The sequence below is a fragment of the Chelatococcus composti genome, assembly GCF_014201415.1.
Classification (GTDB): domain Bacteria; phylum Pseudomonadota; class Alphaproteobacteria; order Rhizobiales; family Beijerinckiaceae; genus Chelatococcus_A; species Chelatococcus_A composti.
Genome location: NZ_JACHEH010000001.1, coordinates 617,284 through 634,982, shown reverse-complemented (window position 1 = coordinate 634,982; position 17,699 = coordinate 617,284). Strand labels below are relative to the sequence as shown.

The following is a 17,699-nucleotide window of genomic DNA, read 5'->3' as shown; positions in this document are numbered from 1 at the left end:
CGTCATGGCCTCGCCCGAGCCGCCGCCGCCGGCTACGCCCCGCACGATCGCATCCTTCCTCTCCTCCGAGCTCGGGCGGCGCACGCTGTCCGGCATCGCCCTCGTCGTCCTGGCGCTTGGCACCGCCTGGTGGGGCGGCCTTGCCTTCGACCTGCTCTGGGCCCTCGCGGGCGCGCTCGTCTGCCGCGAATGGGTGGCTCTGTCGCCGGCGCGTGACGAGCCTGCCCTGGCGCTCGGCGGCGCCGCGGCAGTGGCCGTGGCTGCCATCATCCTGTCGGTGAGCGGCAACCTGCCGTCGGCCCTGACCGCGCTTGCGGTGGGTGCCGCGGGCCTCGCCGCCCTCGGGCGCAATCGCACCTCGCGCCTGTGGGCTCTCGCGGGGCTGCTCTATGCGGCCGTCATCGGGCTCGTGCCGGTCGCGGCGCGGGCGCTGCCCGACGTCGGCCTCGTCGTCATCCTGTGGATGTTCGCCGTCGTCTGGATGACGGACATCGCCGCCTATTTCTCAGGGCGCACCCTCGGCGGGCCAAAATTGTGGCCGAGCGTGAGCCCCAAGAAGACATGGTCCGGTTTCTTCGGCGGGCTCGCGGCGGGCTGCCTCGCCGGCATGACCGTCGTCGCGGTCGCCCAGGGCTACGGCGTTGCGCAGCAGGTGCCACTGTGGCTGATCGGCATCGCGTCGGCCCTTGCTTCCGCGCTCGGCCAGCTCGGCGATCTTGCCGAATCCGCGCTGAAGCGCCGGGCGGGGGTGAAGGACTCCGGCCAGATCATCCCGGGTCACGGCGGCGTGATGGACCGGCTCGACGCCTTCTGGGCCGTGGCCCTTCTCGTCGGTATGGGGCTTGTCGTGGGGGCCGTCGTCCGGGCGTCGGCACTTTGAGGTGGCAGGCGATGGCGACGCGCATCACCATTCTCGGCGCAAGCGGCTCCGTCGGATCGGCGGTGGCCGATGTCGTTGCCGCTCACCCCGACCGCTTCGAGGTCGAGGCTGTCATTGGCGGTCGCGATGCGCGGGCCCTCGCCGCGGTGGCCCTGCGCCTGCGCGCGCGCCTCGCCGTGCTGGCGGACGGTGAGGGTGGTCCGGCCCTGGCGGAGGCACTGGCCGGCAGCGGCATCGCGAGCGCGGCGGGCGAGACGGCAGTGCTCGAGGCGGTCGACCGCGAGTGTGATCTCGTCGTGGCCGCCATCGCGGGCACGGCTGGACTGCGCCCCACCCACCGCGCGCTTCGTGCCGGCCGCCGCATCGCCCTCGCCAACAAGGAATGCCTCGTCACGGCCGGCCACGTATTCATGCGCGACGCGGCAAGGGCCGGCGCAACTGTCCTGCCTCTCGATTCCGAGCACAACGCGCTCTTCCAGGCCCTCGGCAACGCAACCGTCGAAGATGTGGAGGCGATGACGCTGACGGCCTCGGGCGGGCCGTTCCGCGACTGGCCGGCACAGGCGATAGCCGAGGCGACGCCCGAGCAGGCGCTGAAGCATCCCAACTGGTCGATGGGCGCGAAGATCACCGTGGATTCCGCGGGGCTCATGAACAAGGGCCTCGAGCTGATCGAGGCGCACCATCTCTTCGGCCTTCCGGCTGCGCGGCTCCGGGCCGTGGTGCATCCGCAGTCGATCGTGCATGGCATCGTGCATTTCCGGGATGGTTCGCTCGCGGCCGGCCTCGCGATGCCGGACATGCGCGTGCCGGTGGCCCATTGCCTCGCCTGGCCGGAGCGTCTCGACATGGCGGTTCCGCGGCTCGATCTTGCCGCAATGGGGTGCCTTACTTTTGCCGAACCCGACACGGCACGCTTCCCGGCCCTGCGGCTTGCGCGCGAGGCCCTGGAGCAGGGCGGGGCCGCGCCGACGGTGCTCAACGCGGCCAACGAGGTCGCGGTGGAGGCCTTCCTTGCGGGACGCATCAGGTTCGGCGATATCGCGCGCCTCGTCGAGGCGGTCTGCACGCATGAGGGCGGGGGGCCCGCGCCGGCCGAGATCGACGAGGCGTTGGCAGTGGATCTGGCCGCACGGGAAAGGACCCGTGCATATTTGAGGCAATCATACTGAACGGGTGCAGATCGCGCCCGGCGAGGAGTGGGTGATGGACATTGCGGGCACGGTGATCGGCGCGGCGTGGGGATTGCTGAGTTATCTCGTCCCCTTCCTGTTCGTGCTGACGATCGTGGTCTTCTTCCACGAGCTCGGCCATTTCTGGGTGGCCCGCCGCTGCGGAGTCGCCGTCCAGGCCTTTTCCATCGGCTTCGGGCGCGAGCTCGTCGGCTGGACGGATCGCCATGGCACGCGCTGGCGCATCTCGGCCATCCCGCTTGGCGGCTATGTCCGCTTCGCCGGCGACGCCAACAGCGCCAGCGTGCCGGACCGCGAGGTCCTGGAGACCATGTCGGAGGAGGAGCGGCGCGGCAGCTTCTACCACAAGAGCGTCGGCGCCCGGGCGGCAATCGTCGCGGCCGGTCCCATCGCTAACTTCGTGCTCGCCATCGCCATCTTCACGGCGAGCGTCTACTTCGGCGGCCGGGCCATCCTCCTGCCGCGCGTCGATACGGTGGAAGCGGGCAGCGCCGCCGAACGCGCCGGCATCCTTCCCGGCGACCTTGTGCTGACCATCAACGGGCAGCCCATGGAAAGCTTCGCTGACATGCAGCGTGTCATCAGCGCGCGTCCGGGCGAGGAGCTGACCATCACCGTCGAGCGCAACGGCCGCGAAGTCACGCTGACGGCGATTCCCGACCTGCGCGAGATGACGACGCCGTTCGGCAAGCAGCGCATCGGTCTGCTGGGCCTGCGCGCGTCCCGTGACCCCGGCGACTGGACCGTCAAGGAATACGGTCTCGTTGATTCTTTGAGGATAGGGTTAACAGATACTTGGTACATCGTGGAGCGGACCGGCGATTATGTCGGAAAGCTTCTCACGGGCCGCGAATCGACCGATCAGCTCTCCGGCCCGATACGCATCGCGCAGGTCTCCGGAGAGGTCGCTTCCATGGGCGGACTGGCCGGGCTCATCAACCTGGCGGCGATCCTATCTGTCTCTATTGGCTTGATAAATCTCGTTCCGGTGCCGATGCTCGACGGCGGCCATCTCCTGTTCTACGCCATCGAGGCGGTGCGCGGACGCCCCCTCAGTGAGCAGGCACAGGAGATCGGCTTCAGAATTGGGCTTGCCTTGGTGCTCATGCTCATGCTCTTCGTGACGTGGAACGATCTGCAGCATCTGGGCGCTGTTTTCGGTCTCGGAGCGACGTGACCAGCCAGCAACGCTTGCCTGAAAAATGCGCGGATGGCGCCTTCGGCCCGTTTGCAGACCGACATAAACTCTGTAGAAGCGTCTTCGACCCATACTCCGGGCAATCGACAGACGGTTCGTTCGGGAAAGAATAAAGAGGGTAGGCACCTGATGACGCGGAATGTGAAGAACCGCCGGGCCAGAGTGGCGCGTCGCCTGACAGGCGTGCTCCTTGCCAGTGTGGCCATCGTTGCGAGCGCACAGGTCGCCACTGCCCAGTCGGCGCGCAGCACGCGCTCCGGCGGCCAGACGGCCAGCGTCAGCGCGCCGCTCATCAACCGCGTGGTCTTCCAGGGCAACAAGAAGCTGAAGTCCGAGCAGCTCGGCCCCGAGCTGCAGACGCAGGCGCGCACGCCCTACAGCCAGTCGACCGTCGACAACGATATCGAGCGCATCCGCGAGATCTATCGCCGCGGCGGCCGCAGCCTGGCCAAGGTCAGTGCCCGCATGGTGCCCCTGGCGAACGACAGGGTCGACGTCGTCTTCACCATCGATGAGGGCGACAAGACCGGCGTCAAGGAGATCAACTTCGTCGGCAACAGGGCGTTCTCGTCGTCGAAGCTGCGCAACCTGATGACGACGACGGAGATGAACTTCCTGTCGTTCCTCAAGAACACGGACGTCTACGACCCCGACCGCATCTCCGCCGACCTCGAGCTGATCCGTCGCTACTACCTGAAGAACGGCTATGCCGACTTCCGTGTCGTCTCCGCCGATGCGGTGTTCGACGAAGCGCGCGAGGGCTACATCGTCACCATCACGGTGGACGAGGGCGAGCAGTATCGCGTTGGCAACGTCACAGTCGATTCGCAGGTGCCGGAGGTGCGGGCCGAGGAGCTGCAGCGCATGACGCGCCTCTCGGCTGGTGACGTCTACAACGCCGAGGCTGTCGAGAAGACCCTCACCAACATGACGGCCGAGCTCGGCCGGCGTGGCTACCCGTTCCTCACCGTGCGCCCGCGTGGCTCGCGCGACCCGGCTACGCGCACCATCTCCCTCGACTATGTCGTGGAGGAGGGGCCGCGGGTCTACATCGAGCGCATCAACGTGCGCGGCAACACCCGCTCGCGCGACTATGTCATTCGCCGCGAGTTCGACATCGGCGAGGGGGACGCCTACAACCAGGTGCTCATCGACCGCGCTGTGCGCCGCCTCAACAACCTCGGCTACTTCAAGACCGTCCGCGTCACCAACGAGCCCGGCTCCACGCCTGACCGCGTCGTTGTGAACGTGGATGTCGAGGATCAGTCCACCGGCCAGTTCTCGATCTCGGGCGGCTACTCGACCTCCGACGGCTTCATCGGCGAGGTCGCTGTCTCCGAGTCGAACTTCCTTGGCCGCGGCCAGTATGTCCGTCTCGCCGGTGCCTGGGGCCAGCGCGCGCAGGGCGTCGAGTTCTCGTTCACCGAGCCGTACTTCCTTGGCCAGCGCATGGCCTTCGGTGTCGACCTGTTCTCGAAATACACCGACAACACCAACTACTCGCGCTACGAGAACCGCGTGACGGGCGGCCAGCTCCGCCTCGGCCTGCCGATCACCGAAGAGGTGACGCTGACGCTGCGGTATTCGCTGTACCAGTCCGAGCTCAAGATCCCGAACACCTACTCGAAGCCCTACAACGACTGCTCCATCCCGCTGCCGGGCCTGACGCCGCTCAACTCGAACGGCACCGCCATGTACCCGCAGTGCACGTGGAACGGCGAGGCTTCCATCGCGATCAAGGAAGCTGTCGGCACGACCTGGACGTCGCTGGTCGGCGCCACCCTGTCCTACAACACGCTCGACAACATCCGCGATCCGCGGTCGGGCTTCTACGCCGAGGTGAAGCCGGAGATCGCCGGCCTCGGCGGCGACTCGCGCTTCATCCGCGCCACGGCCGAGGCGCGCTACTACCACGAGCTGTTTGACGACGTGGTCGGCATGGTCAAGGTGCAGGGTGGCCACATCCGCGCCTTCGGCGGCAAGGACCTGCGCATCGTCGACAACTTCTTCCTCGGCCCGTCGCTGGTGCGCGGCTTCGCCCCGTCCGGCATCGGCCCGCGCGACATGACGGGCGACTACCGCGCCAACGCGCTCGGCGGCACGACCTACTTCGGTGGCACGCTCGAAGTGCAGTTCCCGATCTTCGGCCTGCCGCGCGAGTTTGGCCTGCGCGGCGCCGTCTTCGCCGACGCCGGCACGCTTTTCGGCTACGAGGGCAAGAAGTTCTTCGACCTCAACGGCGATGGCTCGATCTATTGCCCGGCGCTCAATGCTGATCCGGTCAATCCTCAGCAGCCGGAGTGTCTCAACGTCAAGGATGACAAGAAGATCCGTTCCTCGGTCGGCGTGAGCCTGCTCTGGCAGTCGCCGCTTGGACCGCTGCGCTTCGACTATGCCTTCGTCCTGTCGAAGGCGACGGGAGACCAGACCCAGGCCTTCCGTTTCTCGGGCGGCACGAGCTTCTGATGCTCACCTCGAGGCGGCCCGCAAGGGCCGCTTCTGTTTCAGGCGAAAGATATTTCTGGCGATGTCGGATCCGGTATTCTTCGTTCAGGCCGCGCGCCCGACGCTCGCCGAGGTGGCGTCTCTCACGGGTGCGGAGCTGCCTGCGAGTGCCGACCCGCAGATGGAGATCACCGGCATCTCGCCGCTCGAGAGCGCGGGAGAGGGTGATCTCGCCTACATGGACAACCCGCGCTACGCCGACGCGCTCAGCGCCACGCGGGCGAGCGCCTGTCTTGTCTCCAGGCGTTTTGCCGCGCGCGTGCCGGCGGGCTGCGTCGCACTGGTAGTGCCGGAGCCGTACCGCGCCTTCGCCAAGGTGCTCACGCTGATGTATCCGGCGGCAGCGCGGCCGGGCTCGCAGTTCGGCGCCGACGGCGTCTCGCCCGGTGCCTATGTCCATCCCCAGGCGCGGCTCGAGACGGGCGTCATCGTCGATCCAGGCGCGAGCATCGGCCCCGGAGCCGAGATCGGCTCTGGTACGGTCATTTCGTCGAATGCCGTCGTCGGCCCCGGCGTGCGCATAGGCCGCAACTGCTCCATCGGCCCCGGGGTCGTGGTGCAGCACGCGCTCATCGGCAACCGCGTCATCCTGCATGCCGGCGCCAAGATCGGGCAGGACGGCTTCGGTTTTGCCATGGGGGCCGAGGGACATTACAAGGTGCCCCAGATCGGCCGTGTGATCATCCAGGACGACGTGGAGATCGGCGCCAACACGACGGTCGATCGTGGCGCCAGCCGCGACACCGTGATCGGCGAGGGCACCAAGATCGACAACCTGGTGCAGATTGGTCATAACGTCGTCATCGGTCGCCATTGCGTCATCGTCTCGCAGGTCGGTATTGCCGGCAGCGCGACGTTGGAGGACTTTGTCGTCCTCGGGGGCCAGGTCGGTGTGGTCGGGCACGTCCGCATCGGCATGGGTGCGCAGATCGCGGCCTCGAGCAATGTCGCAACCGACGTGCCCCCGGGAGTGAAATGGGGTGGCTCGCCCGCCAAGCCCATGCGTGCCTGGCTGCGCGAACTGATGACGTTGAAGGATCTGGCGGCACGGCGGGGCGACGCCGGCGAAAGATAAGGAAGCACAGCGGGCGCCCGGCGTCTGCGTTGTGCGGGGAGACAACGAAACAATGAACGATGCGACCACGGGCCTTGAGGCTGCCGATATCGTGCAGATCCTGAGCTATCTGCCGCACCGTTATCCCTTCCTGCTCATCGACCGCATCATCGAGATCAAGGGTGACGAGAGCTGCATCGGCATCAAGAACGTCACCTACAATGAGCCGCAGTTCATGGGGCACTTCCCCAGCCGCCCCTTGTTCCCCGGTGTGTTCATGATCGAGGGCATGGCCCAGACCGCGGGCGCAATGTGCGTGGCCTCCAAGCTCGCCCAGAAGGCGCGGCCGAAGGAGGTCTATTTCATGACCATCGACAAGGCCAAGTTCCGCAAGCCTGTCGTGCCGGGCGACACGGTGGAGTACCACATGACCAAGCTCGCCAACCGCCGCAACATGTGGTGGTATCGTGGTGAGGCGAAGGTCAACGGCGCGCTCGTCTGCGAGGCGGAAGTCAGCGCCATGCTGGTCGTAGAGTAGGTTATGCCCCAGATTCATCCGACGGCCATTGTCGAGGATGGTGCACGCCTCGGCGAGGACGTTCGCATCGGTCCCTACTGCCATGTCGGCGCGGACGTGTCGCTGGGCGACGGCTGCGAGCTCATCAGCCATGCCGTGGTCGTGGGCCGCACCACAATCGGGCCGCGCACGCGGATCTTCCCCTTCGCCTCCGTCGGCCACCAGCCGCAGGATCTGAAGTACCGGGGCGAACCCTCGACGCTGGAGATCGGCGCCGATTGCATCATCCGCGAAGGCGTGACGCTCAACCCCGGCACCGAGGGGGGCGGCATGAAGACGGTCATCGGCGACCGCTGCGCCTTCCTCGCCAATTCCCACGTCGGGCACGACTGCCACTTGGGCAACAACGTCATCCTGTCGAACAACGTGATGCTCGCAGGCCACGTGACCGTGGGCAACTACGTCATCCTCGGCGGCGGGGCGGCGGTTATCCAGTTCGCGCGCGTCGGCTCGCATGCCTTCGTCGGCGGCATGTCGGGGCTCGAGAACGACCTCATCCCCTACGGCATGGCGATGGGCAACCGCGCCCGCCTCTCGGGCCTCAACATCATCGGCATGCAGCGCCGCGGCTTCTCGCGCGAGGACATCCACACCGTCCGGCGTGCCTACCGCCTGCTCTTTGCGGACGAGGGCAGCCTGCGCGAGCGCGTGGAAGATGTGGCGGCGGAATTCCGTGACCACGCCGTCGTGACGGAGATTCTCGACTTCATCCGCGAGGGCGGCAAGCGCTCCATCTGCACCCCGCGGGCTGCCGACGAGAGCTGACTGTGGCTGACGGCGCGCCGGTCGCCCTGCTCGCCGGCGGCGGGGCCCTGCCGGGGCTGCTGCGTGCCGCGCTGCTGCGCCGCGGGCGTGCCGTCCGCGTCCTTGCCCTGCGCGGCTTCGCCGAGTGGACACTGGCGCGCCAGGCCGACGCGGTCATCGATATCCTCGACTACAAGCGCATCTTCGCCACGCTGGAAGCCTGGGCGCCGGCCGAGGTGGTGCTCGTCGGCACCGTGCATCGGCCCAAGCCCTCGGCCTTCGCCGGGGCACTGGCGGCCTTTAGGAACCGGGAGGAGATCGCCGCCATTCTCGGGGCAGGGGATGACGGGCTGCTCGCCGGCGTCATCCGCCTTCTTGAGGAGCGCGGCCTCGTGGTGGGCGGCATCCACCGGCTGGCGCCGGAGCTGCTGGCCGGCGCCGGCATTCTCGGCGCCATCGCGCCCGACGAGCAGGACCACGCTGCGGCGGCGGTCGGGCAGGGGGTGCTCGAGGCGCTGTCACCCTTCGACGTGGGACAGGCGGTGGTCGTCGCCGCGCGCCGTGTGGTGGCCGTCGAGGGGCCGGAGGGCACCGACGCAATGTTGGCTCGCGCCCGGCGCCTGCGGCGCAGCTCGCGCCTGCGCGCCATCCACGGGGGCGTCCTGGTCAAGATGGCCAAGGTCGGCCAGGACCTGCGCGTCGACCTGCCGACCATCGGCCCGCGCACCGTCGTCTGCGCGGCGCGGGCCGGCCTCGCAGGAATCGCCGTGGGTGCCGGCACGACGCTGATCGTCGACACATCCGCCACCATCGCCGAGGCCGACCGGCGCGGCCTCTTTCTGCTTGGCATCGAGCGGCGGCCGGAGGGGGGCGAGACCTGATGCTGGAGGGCGGATTGCACGTCTTCATCGTCGCCGGGGAAGAGTCGGGCGACCAGCTCGGCTTCAAGCTCATGCGCTCGCTGCGGGCCCAGTGTCCGGATGTCCGCTTTTCCGGCGTCGGCGGTCATGCGATGCAGGCGGAGGGGCTGACGAGCCTCTTCCCGCTCGACGATATCGCCGTAATGGGCTTCACCGCTGTCATCGGCCGCCTGCCCACCATCATCGACCGGGTGCATCGCACGGTCGATGCCGTCGTGGCGGCGAAGCCGGACATTCTTGTCATCATCGACAGCCCCGATTTCACCCATGCAGTGGCCAAGCGGGTGCGCCGGCGCCTGCCGGACCTGCCGGTGGTGGACTATGTCAGCCCCAGCGTCTGGGCCTGGCGTCCCGGCCGCGCGCGCAGGATGCGCGGCTATGTCGATCACGTGCTGGCGCTGCTCCCCTTCGAGCCGGCGGCGCACCAGCGCCTCGGCGGCCCGGCCTGCACCTATGTCGGCCATCCGCTCATTGAGCGCCTGGGCGAGCTGCGCCCCGCGCATGGCGAGCGTCCGCCGCTTGCAGGGGGAGGACCGGCCACCGTCCTCGTGCTGCCGGGCAGCCGCCGATCGGAAGTGTCCCGTCTGCTGCCGGTCTTTCGGGAGACGCTTCCGCTCGTCGAGGCGGCGAGCCGGCGGCCCCTGCGCTGGCTGCTGCCGGCCGTGCCACATCTGGCAGCGGAGGTCGAGGCCGCGGTCGCCACCTGGCCGGTGAAACCGCAGATCCTTCACGGCGGCGAGGCAAAGTTCGCGGCTTTCCGCAGCGCCCATGCGGCGCTCGCCGCTTCGGGCACTGTCACGCTCGAGCTTGCGCTGTCCGGCGTCCCCATGGTGGTGGCCTACAAGGTGGGGTGGCTCGAGTCGCAGGTGCGCCACTTCCTCACCGTGTCCACCATCACGCTCGCCAACCTCATCCTCGGCGAGAATGCCATTCCCGAGCGCCTGCAGTGGGACTGCACGCCCGACAAGCTCGCCGCCACGCTGGCACCATTGATTGAGGAGGGGCCGGAGAGGCGGGCCCAGCTTGCCGCACTTGCGCGCCTCGACGAGGCGATGCGCATCGGCGACGAGGAACCGAGCGAGCGTGCCGCGCGCATCGTGCTTTCCGTGGCGGGCCGCTGACTGGCCGCCTGGCGGCCGGGATTCAGGCGCGGCAGTGCATAGAAAAGGGCCCCGCGAGGGGCCCTTTCGTTTGGTCGATCCGCTCAGGAGCGCTGGGCGATCGGAACGTAGTCGCGACGCGGCGAACCCGTGTAGAGCTGGCGCGGACGGCCGATCTTCTGGGACGGATCCTCGATCATTTCCTTCCACTGGGCGATCCAGCCGACGGTGCGCGCCAGTGCGAACAGCACCGTGAACATGGAGGTGGGGAAGCCCATCGCCTTCAGCGTGATGCCGGAGTAGAAGTCGATGTTCGGGTACAGCTTCTTCTCGATGAAGTACTCGTCGCTGAGGGCGATGCGCTCGAGCTCCATGGCGACCTCGAGCAGCGGGTCGTCCTTGATGCCGAGCTCATTGAGCACCTCGTGCGTGGTGCGCTGCATGATCTTCGCCCGCGGGTCATAGTTCTTGTAGACCCGGTGGCCGAAGCCCATGAGACGGAAGGGATCGTTCTTGTCCTTCGCCCGGGCGATGAACTGGGGGATACGCTCGGGCGTGCCGATCTCTTCCAGCATCTTGAGCGCCGCCTCGTTGGCGCCGCCGTGTGCCGGGCCCCACAGGCAGGCAACGCCCGCGGCGATGCAGGCGAAGGGGTTGGCGCCGGAGGAACCGGCGAGGCGCACCGTCGACGTGGAGGCGTTCTGCTCGTGGTCCGCATGCAGGATGAAGATGCGGTCCATCGCCCTCGCCAGCACCGGGTTCGGCTTGTACTCCTCGCACGGCACGGCGAAGCACATGTGCAGGAAGTTCGACGTGTAGTCGAGGTCGTTCCGCGGGTACATGAACGGCTGGCCGATGGAGTACTTGTACGCCATTGCGGCCAGCGTCGGCACCTTCGCGATCATGCGCATGGAGGCGATCATGCGCTGCTGCGGATCGGAGATGTCAGTGGAGTCGTGATAGAAGGCGGAGAGGGCGCCGACGGAGGCGACGAGGATCGCCATCGGATGGGCATCGCGGCGGAAGCCCTGGAAGAACCGCGTCATCTGCTCGTGCACCATCGTGTGGCGCGTCACGCGGTAGTCGAAGTCGGCTTTCTGGCTCGCCGTCGGCAGCTCACCGTAGAGGAGGAGGTAGCAGGTCTCTAAGAAGTCGCCGTGCTCCGCGAGCTGCTCGATCGGGTAACCACGATAGAGCAGCACGCCCTGCTCGCCATCGATGTACGTGATCTTGGATTCGCAGCTTGCGGTCGATGTGAACCCCGGATCGTAAGTGAACATCCCGGCATTCTTATAGAGCGGCGCGATGTCAACCACGCTCGGCCCCATCGTTCCCTCTCGCACGGCAAGTTCGATCGTCTTGCCGCCGATGGAGAACGTGCCCGTTCCTGCGCTCATGGATGTATCCCCTTTCTTCGGGTAAAGCGCACAGGACAACGGCTCATCGGCAGGGGCATGACCCCTTTGGCTTGCTTGCCTTTCCGTTCCGCCGTCCCGCGGTTTCCGATCCGATCGAGATAAGATCGTGGCCTGCGTATCGCATTCGCGGCATGCGTTCAAGCAGCGGCGGACGCGGGACTTGGCCGGAGACAATGCCGGCGCCGCAACCCTGCGTTAAAGGGTTGCGGCGCCGCATCAACTGCTCGCTGCAACTTTAGCGAACCTGGTCACGCAGGCGCGCCAGGCATTCCTCGCGGCCGAGCACGTCCATGACGTCGAACAGGCCGGGCGAGGTGGAGCGTCCCGTCAGGGCCGCGCGCAGGGGCTGGGCGATGAGGCCCAGCTTGATGCCGGCCTCCTCGGCCGCCGCGCGCACGGCGGCTTCGGTCTCGGCGGGCGTCCAGCTCTTGAGCGCCTCGAGGCGGCTGAGCACCGGTCTGAGCCGCTGCCGGGCAGCGTCGTCGAGGATAGCCCGTGCCTTGTCGTCGAGCTGCAGCGGTCGCGACGCGTAGAGATAGGAGGCGCTGTCGATGAGCTCGATCAGCGTCTTGGCACGCTCCTTGAGGCCGGGCATGGCGGCGAGGAGTTTCCGGCGCAGCTCCGGCTCCAGCGAGGTGCCGAGGCCGCGGGCCGGGCCAATCTCCGGCAGCAGGGCCTCGATCGCCTGAACGAGCTCCTCGTCGGACGCAAGCCGCATGTAGTGGCCGTTGAGGTTCTCGAGCTTGGCGAAATCGAAACGCGCAGGCGAGCGGCCGATGCTGGAGAGGTTGAAGGCCGCGATCATCTCCTCGGTGGTGAAGATCTCCTGGTCGCCGTGGCTCCAGCCGAGGCGCACGAGATAGTTCCGCAGGGCGGCGGGCAGGTAGCCCATAGACCGGTAGGCGTCGATGCCGAGCGCCCCGTGGCGCTTGGACAGTTTGGCGCCGTCCGGCCCGTGGATGAGGGGGATGTGCGCCATGACAGGCACCGGCCAGCCGAGCGCCTGGTAGATCTGGGTCTGGCGTGCCGCGTTCGTCAGATGGTCGTCTCCGCGGATGATGTGGGTGACGCCCATGTCGTGGTCGTCGACGACGACGGCAAGCATGTAGGTCGGCGTGCCGTCCGAGCGCAGCAGCACCAGGTCGTCGAGGTCCTTGTTCTGCCACGTCACGCGGCCCTGGACCTGGTCGTCGACCACTGTCTCGCCGGTCTGCGGCGCCTTGAGCCGCACCACGGGCTTGACGCCGGGAGGCGCCTCCGAGGGGTCGCGGTCACGCCAGCGCCCGTCATAGCGCATCGGGCGCCCTTCCTTGCGGGCGAGCTCGCGCATCTCCTCGAGCTCCTCGGGCGTGGCATAGCAGTAGTAGGCCTTGCCCTGCCGCAGCAGCTCCTGCGCCACCTCGCGGTGGCGCTCGGCGCGTGCGAACTGATGCACGACCTCGCCGTCCCAGTGGAGGCCGAGCCAGGTCAGACCGTCGAGGATCGCCTGGATGGCGGCCTCGGTGGAGCGTTCCCGGTCGGTATCCTCGATGCGCAGCAGCATCTTGCCGCCGTGGTGGCGGGCAAAGAGCCAGTTGAACAGGGCCGTGCGGGCGCCGCCGATGTGGAGGAAGCCAGTGGGCGATGGCGCAAAGCGGGTGACGACCGTGCCTGACATGGATGTTCGGAACTCTCGGAAAGTGGCGGTGACGAATCGTTGCGCGCGTGCCGCGGACCGCGCCTCTGCTGCTCGCAAAATCCGGCTACTTGATGGTTCAATGCGGCGGGCGCTCGTGTAGCATGACCCGTCGCCGAAGGTAAGGAATTCCTCACGCCGCATGTCGCCGGAAGGTTCCCGCCAGATCCGCGCTGATGCTGCCGTGCTCGATCACGTGGCGGGCCGGAGCGGCGCCGGGCTGGCGGCAGCCCTCTCGCGGGCCGAATTCGGCGCCTTTCTCCTGCGGTGCCTCGACGAGGAGGCTACACATCGGCGCCTCTTCCCGTGGGCGGCAGTGAGCTTCGGCGTCGGCGTCCTGCTGTATTTCGCGGCCGACCGTGAGCCCATGATATGGGCGCCCGTCGCCGGCCTCGCCATCGCGGCCGGACTCGCAGCCCTCGTGCGCGGCTATGCGGCCTTCGTCACGGCCGTGGCCGCCGCCTTTCTCTTTGCAGGGTTCCTCGCGGGCGCAGTGCGGACGGCGCGGGTGGAGGCGCCCGTCCTCGCCCAAGCGATGATTGCCCCGCTCACCGGCTTCGTCGAGAGCGTGGAGGAGAGGCCGCAGGGGCCGCGGATGGTCCTGCGCGTCGAGACGCTCGGCGCTCTCGGCAGTGCAGAGCGCCCGGCGCGGGTGCGCGTATCGGCGCGCGAGCCGCTGCGGCTGCGCGCGGGCGAATTCGTCAAGGCCACCGCCCGGCTGATGCCGCCGCCCGGCGCGGCCTGGCCCGGCGGCTACGACTTCACGCGCGATGCCTTCTTCCGCGGCATCGGGGCCGTGGGCTCGCTGGTAGGGCCCGTGGAGGTCGCCGCGCCTCCGCGCGAGCCGGATTGGCGCCTCGCCCTCGCCGCCAGGCTCGACGAGGCGCGCAATGCGCTGACGGCGCGCATTGCCGCCGCGGCGGGCGGGCAGGCGGGAGCGGTCCTGGCCGCGCTCGTCACCGGCAAGCGCGGCCTCATCACGGAAGAAACCAACGAAGCCCTGCGCGCCGCCGGCCTCTACCACATCGTGTCCATTTCCGGCCTGCACATGGCGCTGGCGGCCGGCACGGTGTTCTGGTCCGGGCGCGCGATCCTCGCACTCTTTCCGGCCGCGGCCCTCACCTGGCCGATCAAGAAGATCGCGGCGGCAGCGGCCATGGCGGGGGCGAGCGGCTATTGCCTGTTCTCCGGCGCGGACGTTGCCACCCAGCGCGCCCTGGTGATGACGCTCATCATGCTGGGGGCGATCCTCGCCGACCGGCCGGCGCTGTCGATGCGCAATCTCGCCTTCGCCGCCATCCTGTGCCTCGCCCTGGAGCCCGAGGCGGTGCTCGGCCCCAGCTTCCAGATGTCATTCTCGGCCGTGGCCTGCCTCGTGGCGCTGGCGGAATGGCAGGCAGGACGGCACGGCGGGCGAGAGCCGCCGTCCGGCCCCGTGTCGCGCGCCCTGCGCCAGGCCCGGCGGTGGACCGTCGCCCTCGTCGTCACCACCCTGGTCGCCTCGCTGGCGACGGGTGCCTATGGCGCCTATCACTTCCAGACGGCGATGCCGCTCAGCGTCTTCGGCAACGCGGTCGCGCTGCCCTTCGTCTCCTTCGTCGTCATGCCGGCTGCGGTGCTCGGCATGCTGCTCAATCCCTTCGGCCTCGATGCACCGATGTGGTGGCTGGCGGGGCAGGGGGCTGCCGTCGTGCTCGCGGTCTCCCGCGCCATGCAGGAGTGGAGCCTGTCAGTAGTGGCCGTGCCGGCCTTTCCCGCCGGCGCGCTCATCCTGTTCTCGCTGGCGCTTCTCGTGCTGACCATCTGCGTGTCGCCTCTGCGCTGGCTGGCGGCCGTGCCGGCCGCAACGGCCCTCGCCGTCGCGGCGGGGGCGGCCCGGCCGGACATTTACATCGACCGCAACGGCACGAGCGTCGCCGTGCGGGGGCCGGAGGGGCGGCTGGCGTTTCTCGGTCGCGCCCCGGCTTTCGTCGTCGAGCAGTGGCTGCGCGCCGACGGCGATGCGCGGCGGCCGGACGATGGGAGCCTCACGGACGGCGTCCTCTGCGACCGTGACGGCTGCACCGCCCGTACGGTCGATGGGCGCATGGTCGCCCTGGTGCGCCGGCCGCCGGCCTTTGTCGAGGATTGCGCGCGGGCCGACATTCTCGTCACCGCCCTCTCCGTGCCGCCCGGCTGTGCGGCGCCGCTGGTGATCGACCGGGCGAGGCTGCGCGAGAACGGGGCGATGGCCATCGTTCTCGGAAAGGACGGCGAGGACCGTCTCATCGGGCAATTGCCGGCCGGCGAGCGCCGTGCCTGGATGCCGGCACTCCCGAGCCTGCCGCGGCCGGCGACCGCGGCCGCGCACAGCCGGCCGCCGCCGGTGTCGGACGGGAGGGACGAAGACGAGGAAACGGTCGTCAGTAGCGACGCAGCAGACTGACCAGCTTGCCCTGGATGCGCACCCGGTCCGGGCCGAGGACGCGCGTCTCGTAGGCCGGGTTCGCCGCCTCCAGCGCGATGGACGAGCCACGGCGCCGCAGGCGCTTCAGCGTCGCCTCCTCGTCGTCGATCAGGGCCACGACGATGTCGCCCGTGTCGGCCGTGTCCTGCTTGCGTATGATGACCGTGTCGCCATCGAGAATGCCGGCCTCGATCATCGAATCGCCGCGCACCTCGAGCGCAAAATGCTCGCCGCTGCCCAGCATGTCCGGGGGGAGGGACACGGTATGGCTGCGGTGCTGGATGGCGGAAATGGGCGTGCCCGCCGCGATCCGGCCCATGACGGGGATCGCCACCGTCTGTACTGCCGGTTCCACGGCCTGCGGCGCGGGCGCGCGCACCTTGCCGAGTCCGCCCTCGACCACGCTGGGGCTGAAGCGTCCGCGCGACGTCGCGACGCCCTCCGGCAGGCGCACCACCTCCAGCGCGCGGGCGCGGTTCGGCAGCCGGCGGATGAAGCCGCGCTCCTCCAACGCCACGATGAGCCGGTGGATGCCAGACTTCGACTTGAGGTCGAGCGCCTCCTTCATCTCGTCGAAGGACGGCGGCACACCGGTCTCACGCAGGCGTTCGTGGATGAAACGCAGGAGTTCGTGCTGTTTGCGCGTCAACATGGCCGACGATCCCGCTCCCCCTCGTCGAATCGCATCATCGCAGCGAGTCGAAAACAAATCATGAACAGATTAAACGTTCCCGGTGTGTTCCGCAAGTTTCTGCGGCGGGGAGGGCGTCAGAGGCGGATGATGCGGCAGGGGTCGCCCGCGCGCGCGGCGGGGGCGTGGGGCGCTCGCACGACGAGGGCCTCGGCCTCTGCCATGAGGCGCAGCATGGAGCTGTCCTGGCGCGGGAAGGGGGTGGCAACGAGCGTGCCGTCTTCGCCCGCCGTGAGGCGGGCGCGCAGATAATCCTGCCGCTCGTCGTTGGCCGGCAGGTCGACGCCGAGCCGGGCGGGCTGCGTCGCAACCGCGCCCGCATCGGGATCGCCGCTCAGGGCCCGCACGAGCGGCACGAGGAAGATGAGCGAGCACACGATGCTGGAGACGGGATTACCCGGCAGGCCGAGCACCGTCATGGCTCCCAGTCGCCCGTGCATCAGGGGCTTTCCCGGCCGCATGGCGATGCGCCAGAAGCCGAGTTCCCATCCGCGCGCGGCGAGGGCGCGCTGGACGAGATCGTGGTCGCCCACTGAAGCGCCGCCGAGTGTCACGAGCACGTCCGCCCCGGCATCCCTGGCCGCGTCAATCGCCGCGGTGAGCGCCGGAAGGTCGTCGCGCGCGATGCCGAGGTCGAGGGCCTCGGCGCCGGCCCGTTCGGCTATGGCCGCGACGGCATAGGTGTTGGAGGCGACGATCTGGTCTGGTCCCGTCGGCTCGCCCGGACGGACGAGCTCGTCGCCCGTGGCGAGAATGGCGACCCGCGGCCGGCGCACCACCGGCAAAGTGGCATGGCCCATCGCCGCAGCAAGCGCCACTGCCGAGGGGCCGAGCCGGCGGCCCGCGCGCAGCAGCACCTCGCCCTCGCGGAAGTCGAGCCCCGCCTGGCGCACGAAGCGCCCCGCGGTCACGGGGGACAGGGCTTCGACCATGTTGCCCTCGGCGCGGGCATTTTCCTGGATCAGGATCGCATCGGCGCCGGCCGGCACGGGCGCGCCGGTGAAGATGCGCACGCACTGGCCGGGCCCCACCGTGCCGGTGAAGGCATGGCCGGCTGCACTGGTGCCGATCAGGGCAAGGCGTGCCGGAACGGTGGCGACATCTGCCGCGCGCACCGCAAAGCCGTCCATGGCCGAGGCGGGGAAGGGCGGCTGCGTGCGCAGCGCGGCGACGTCGGCGGCGAGCGTGCGGCCCTCGGCGCGGTCCAGCGGCACCGTCTCCTGCTCGCGGATGGGGCTCGCGCCGGCGAGGATGCCGGCGAGCGCGTCGGCGACCGGCGTCAACGCCATGGATGCCTC

Annotated in this window: 14 protein-coding genes; 10 read left to right on the top strand and 4 right to left on the bottom strand. The window is 68.9% G+C overall.

The genetic code is table 11. From position 1 onward, the window contains the following. Positions 1–4: 4 nt before the first annotated feature. From HNQ73_RS03070 to lpxB, 9 genes are all read left to right on the top strand, one after another. Complete coding sequence (locus tag HNQ73_RS03070) at positions 5–880, top strand: phosphatidate cytidylyltransferase (protein WP_183332087.1); 876 nt, start codon at positions 5–7, stop codon at positions 878–880. Between the two features lie 11 nt (positions 881–891). Further along, the gene (dxr, locus tag HNQ73_RS03065) at positions 892–2,052 is read left to right on the top strand and encodes a 1-deoxy-D-xylulose-5-phosphate reductoisomerase (protein ID WP_183332084.1); all 1,161 of its coding nucleotides are present in this window, start codon (positions 892–894) and stop codon (positions 2,050–2,052) included. A 34-nt stretch (positions 2,053–2,086) separates the two neighbouring features. After that, positions 2,087–3,250 (top strand): RIP metalloprotease RseP, encoded by a 1,164-nt coding sequence (gene rseP / locus HNQ73_RS03060; protein ID WP_183332082.1) that lies wholly within the window; start codon positions 2,087–2,089, stop codon positions 3,248–3,250. A 150-nt stretch (positions 3,251–3,400) separates the two neighbouring features. Next, positions 3,401–5,737 carry an outer membrane protein assembly factor BamA gene (bamA, locus tag HNQ73_RS03055; RefSeq protein WP_183332080.1) on the top strand — a complete coding sequence of 779 codons (2,337 nt, stop codon included), beginning with the start codon at positions 3,401–3,403 and terminating at the stop codon, positions 5,735–5,737. Positions 5,738–5,798: 61 nt separating this feature from the next. Further along, on the top strand, positions 5,799–6,851 hold the full coding sequence (lpxD, locus tag HNQ73_RS03050; protein WP_183332078.1) for a UDP-3-O-(3-hydroxymyristoyl)glucosamine N-acyltransferase: 1,053 nt from the start codon (positions 5,799–5,801) through the stop codon (positions 6,849–6,851). 52 nt (positions 6,852–6,903) lie between these two features. Next, a complete protein-coding gene (fabZ, locus tag HNQ73_RS03045; protein ID WP_183332076.1) occupies positions 6,904–7,368 on the top strand; it encodes a 3-hydroxyacyl-ACP dehydratase FabZ in 465 nt (154 codons plus the stop codon). Positions 7,369–7,371: 3 nt separating this feature from the next. Next, the gene (gene lpxA / locus HNQ73_RS03040) at positions 7,372–8,172 is read left to right on the top strand and encodes an acyl-ACP--UDP-N-acetylglucosamine O-acyltransferase (RefSeq protein ID WP_183332074.1); all 801 of its coding nucleotides are present in this window, start codon (positions 7,372–7,374) and stop codon (positions 8,170–8,172) included. Between the two features lie 2 nt (positions 8,173–8,174). Next, a complete protein-coding gene (locus tag HNQ73_RS03035) occupies positions 8,175–9,032 on the top strand; it encodes an LpxI family protein (protein ID WP_183332072.1) in 858 nt (285 codons plus the stop codon). Then, positions 9,032–10,192, top strand: coding sequence for a lipid-A-disaccharide synthase (gene lpxB, locus HNQ73_RS03030; protein ID WP_183332070.1), 1,161 nt, complete (start codon positions 9,032–9,034; stop codon positions 10,190–10,192). Before HNQ73_RS03035 ends, lpxB begins: the two co-directional genes overlap by 1 nt. A gap of 83 nt (positions 10,193–10,275) precedes the next feature. On the opposite strand, the gene gltA is transcribed toward lpxB, so the two are convergent. Further along, a complete protein-coding gene (gltA, locus tag HNQ73_RS03025; RefSeq protein ID WP_183332068.1) occupies positions 10,276–11,568 on the bottom strand; it encodes a citrate synthase in 1,293 nt (430 codons plus the stop codon). Between the two features lie 256 nt (positions 11,569–11,824). Beyond that, positions 11,825–13,246, bottom strand: a complete 1,422-nt coding sequence (gltX, locus tag HNQ73_RS03020) for a glutamate--tRNA ligase (protein ID WP_183332066.1) — start codon at positions 13,244–13,246, stop codon at positions 11,825–11,827. Positions 13,247–13,406: 160 nt separating this feature from the next. Between gltX and HNQ73_RS03015 the strand changes: the two genes are divergently transcribed. Further along, a complete protein-coding gene (locus HNQ73_RS03015) occupies positions 13,407–15,689 on the top strand; it encodes a ComEC/Rec2 family competence protein (protein WP_183332064.1) in 2,283 nt (760 codons plus the stop codon). On the opposite strand, the gene lexA is transcribed toward HNQ73_RS03015, so the two are convergent. Further along, positions 15,667–16,362 carry a transcriptional repressor LexA gene (gene lexA, locus HNQ73_RS03010; RefSeq protein WP_183332062.1) on the bottom strand — a complete coding sequence of 232 codons (696 nt, stop codon included), beginning with the start codon at positions 16,360–16,362 and terminating at the stop codon, positions 15,667–15,669. The two genes, HNQ73_RS03015 and lexA, sit on opposite strands and share 23 nt — an antisense overlap. 116 nt (positions 16,363–16,478) lie before the next feature. Further along, the gene (locus tag HNQ73_RS03005) at positions 16,479–17,690 is read right to left on the bottom strand and encodes a molybdopterin molybdotransferase MoeA (RefSeq protein ID WP_183332061.1); all 1,212 of its coding nucleotides are present in this window, start codon (positions 17,688–17,690) and stop codon (positions 16,479–16,481) included. Positions 17,691–17,699 lie beyond the last annotated feature (9 nt).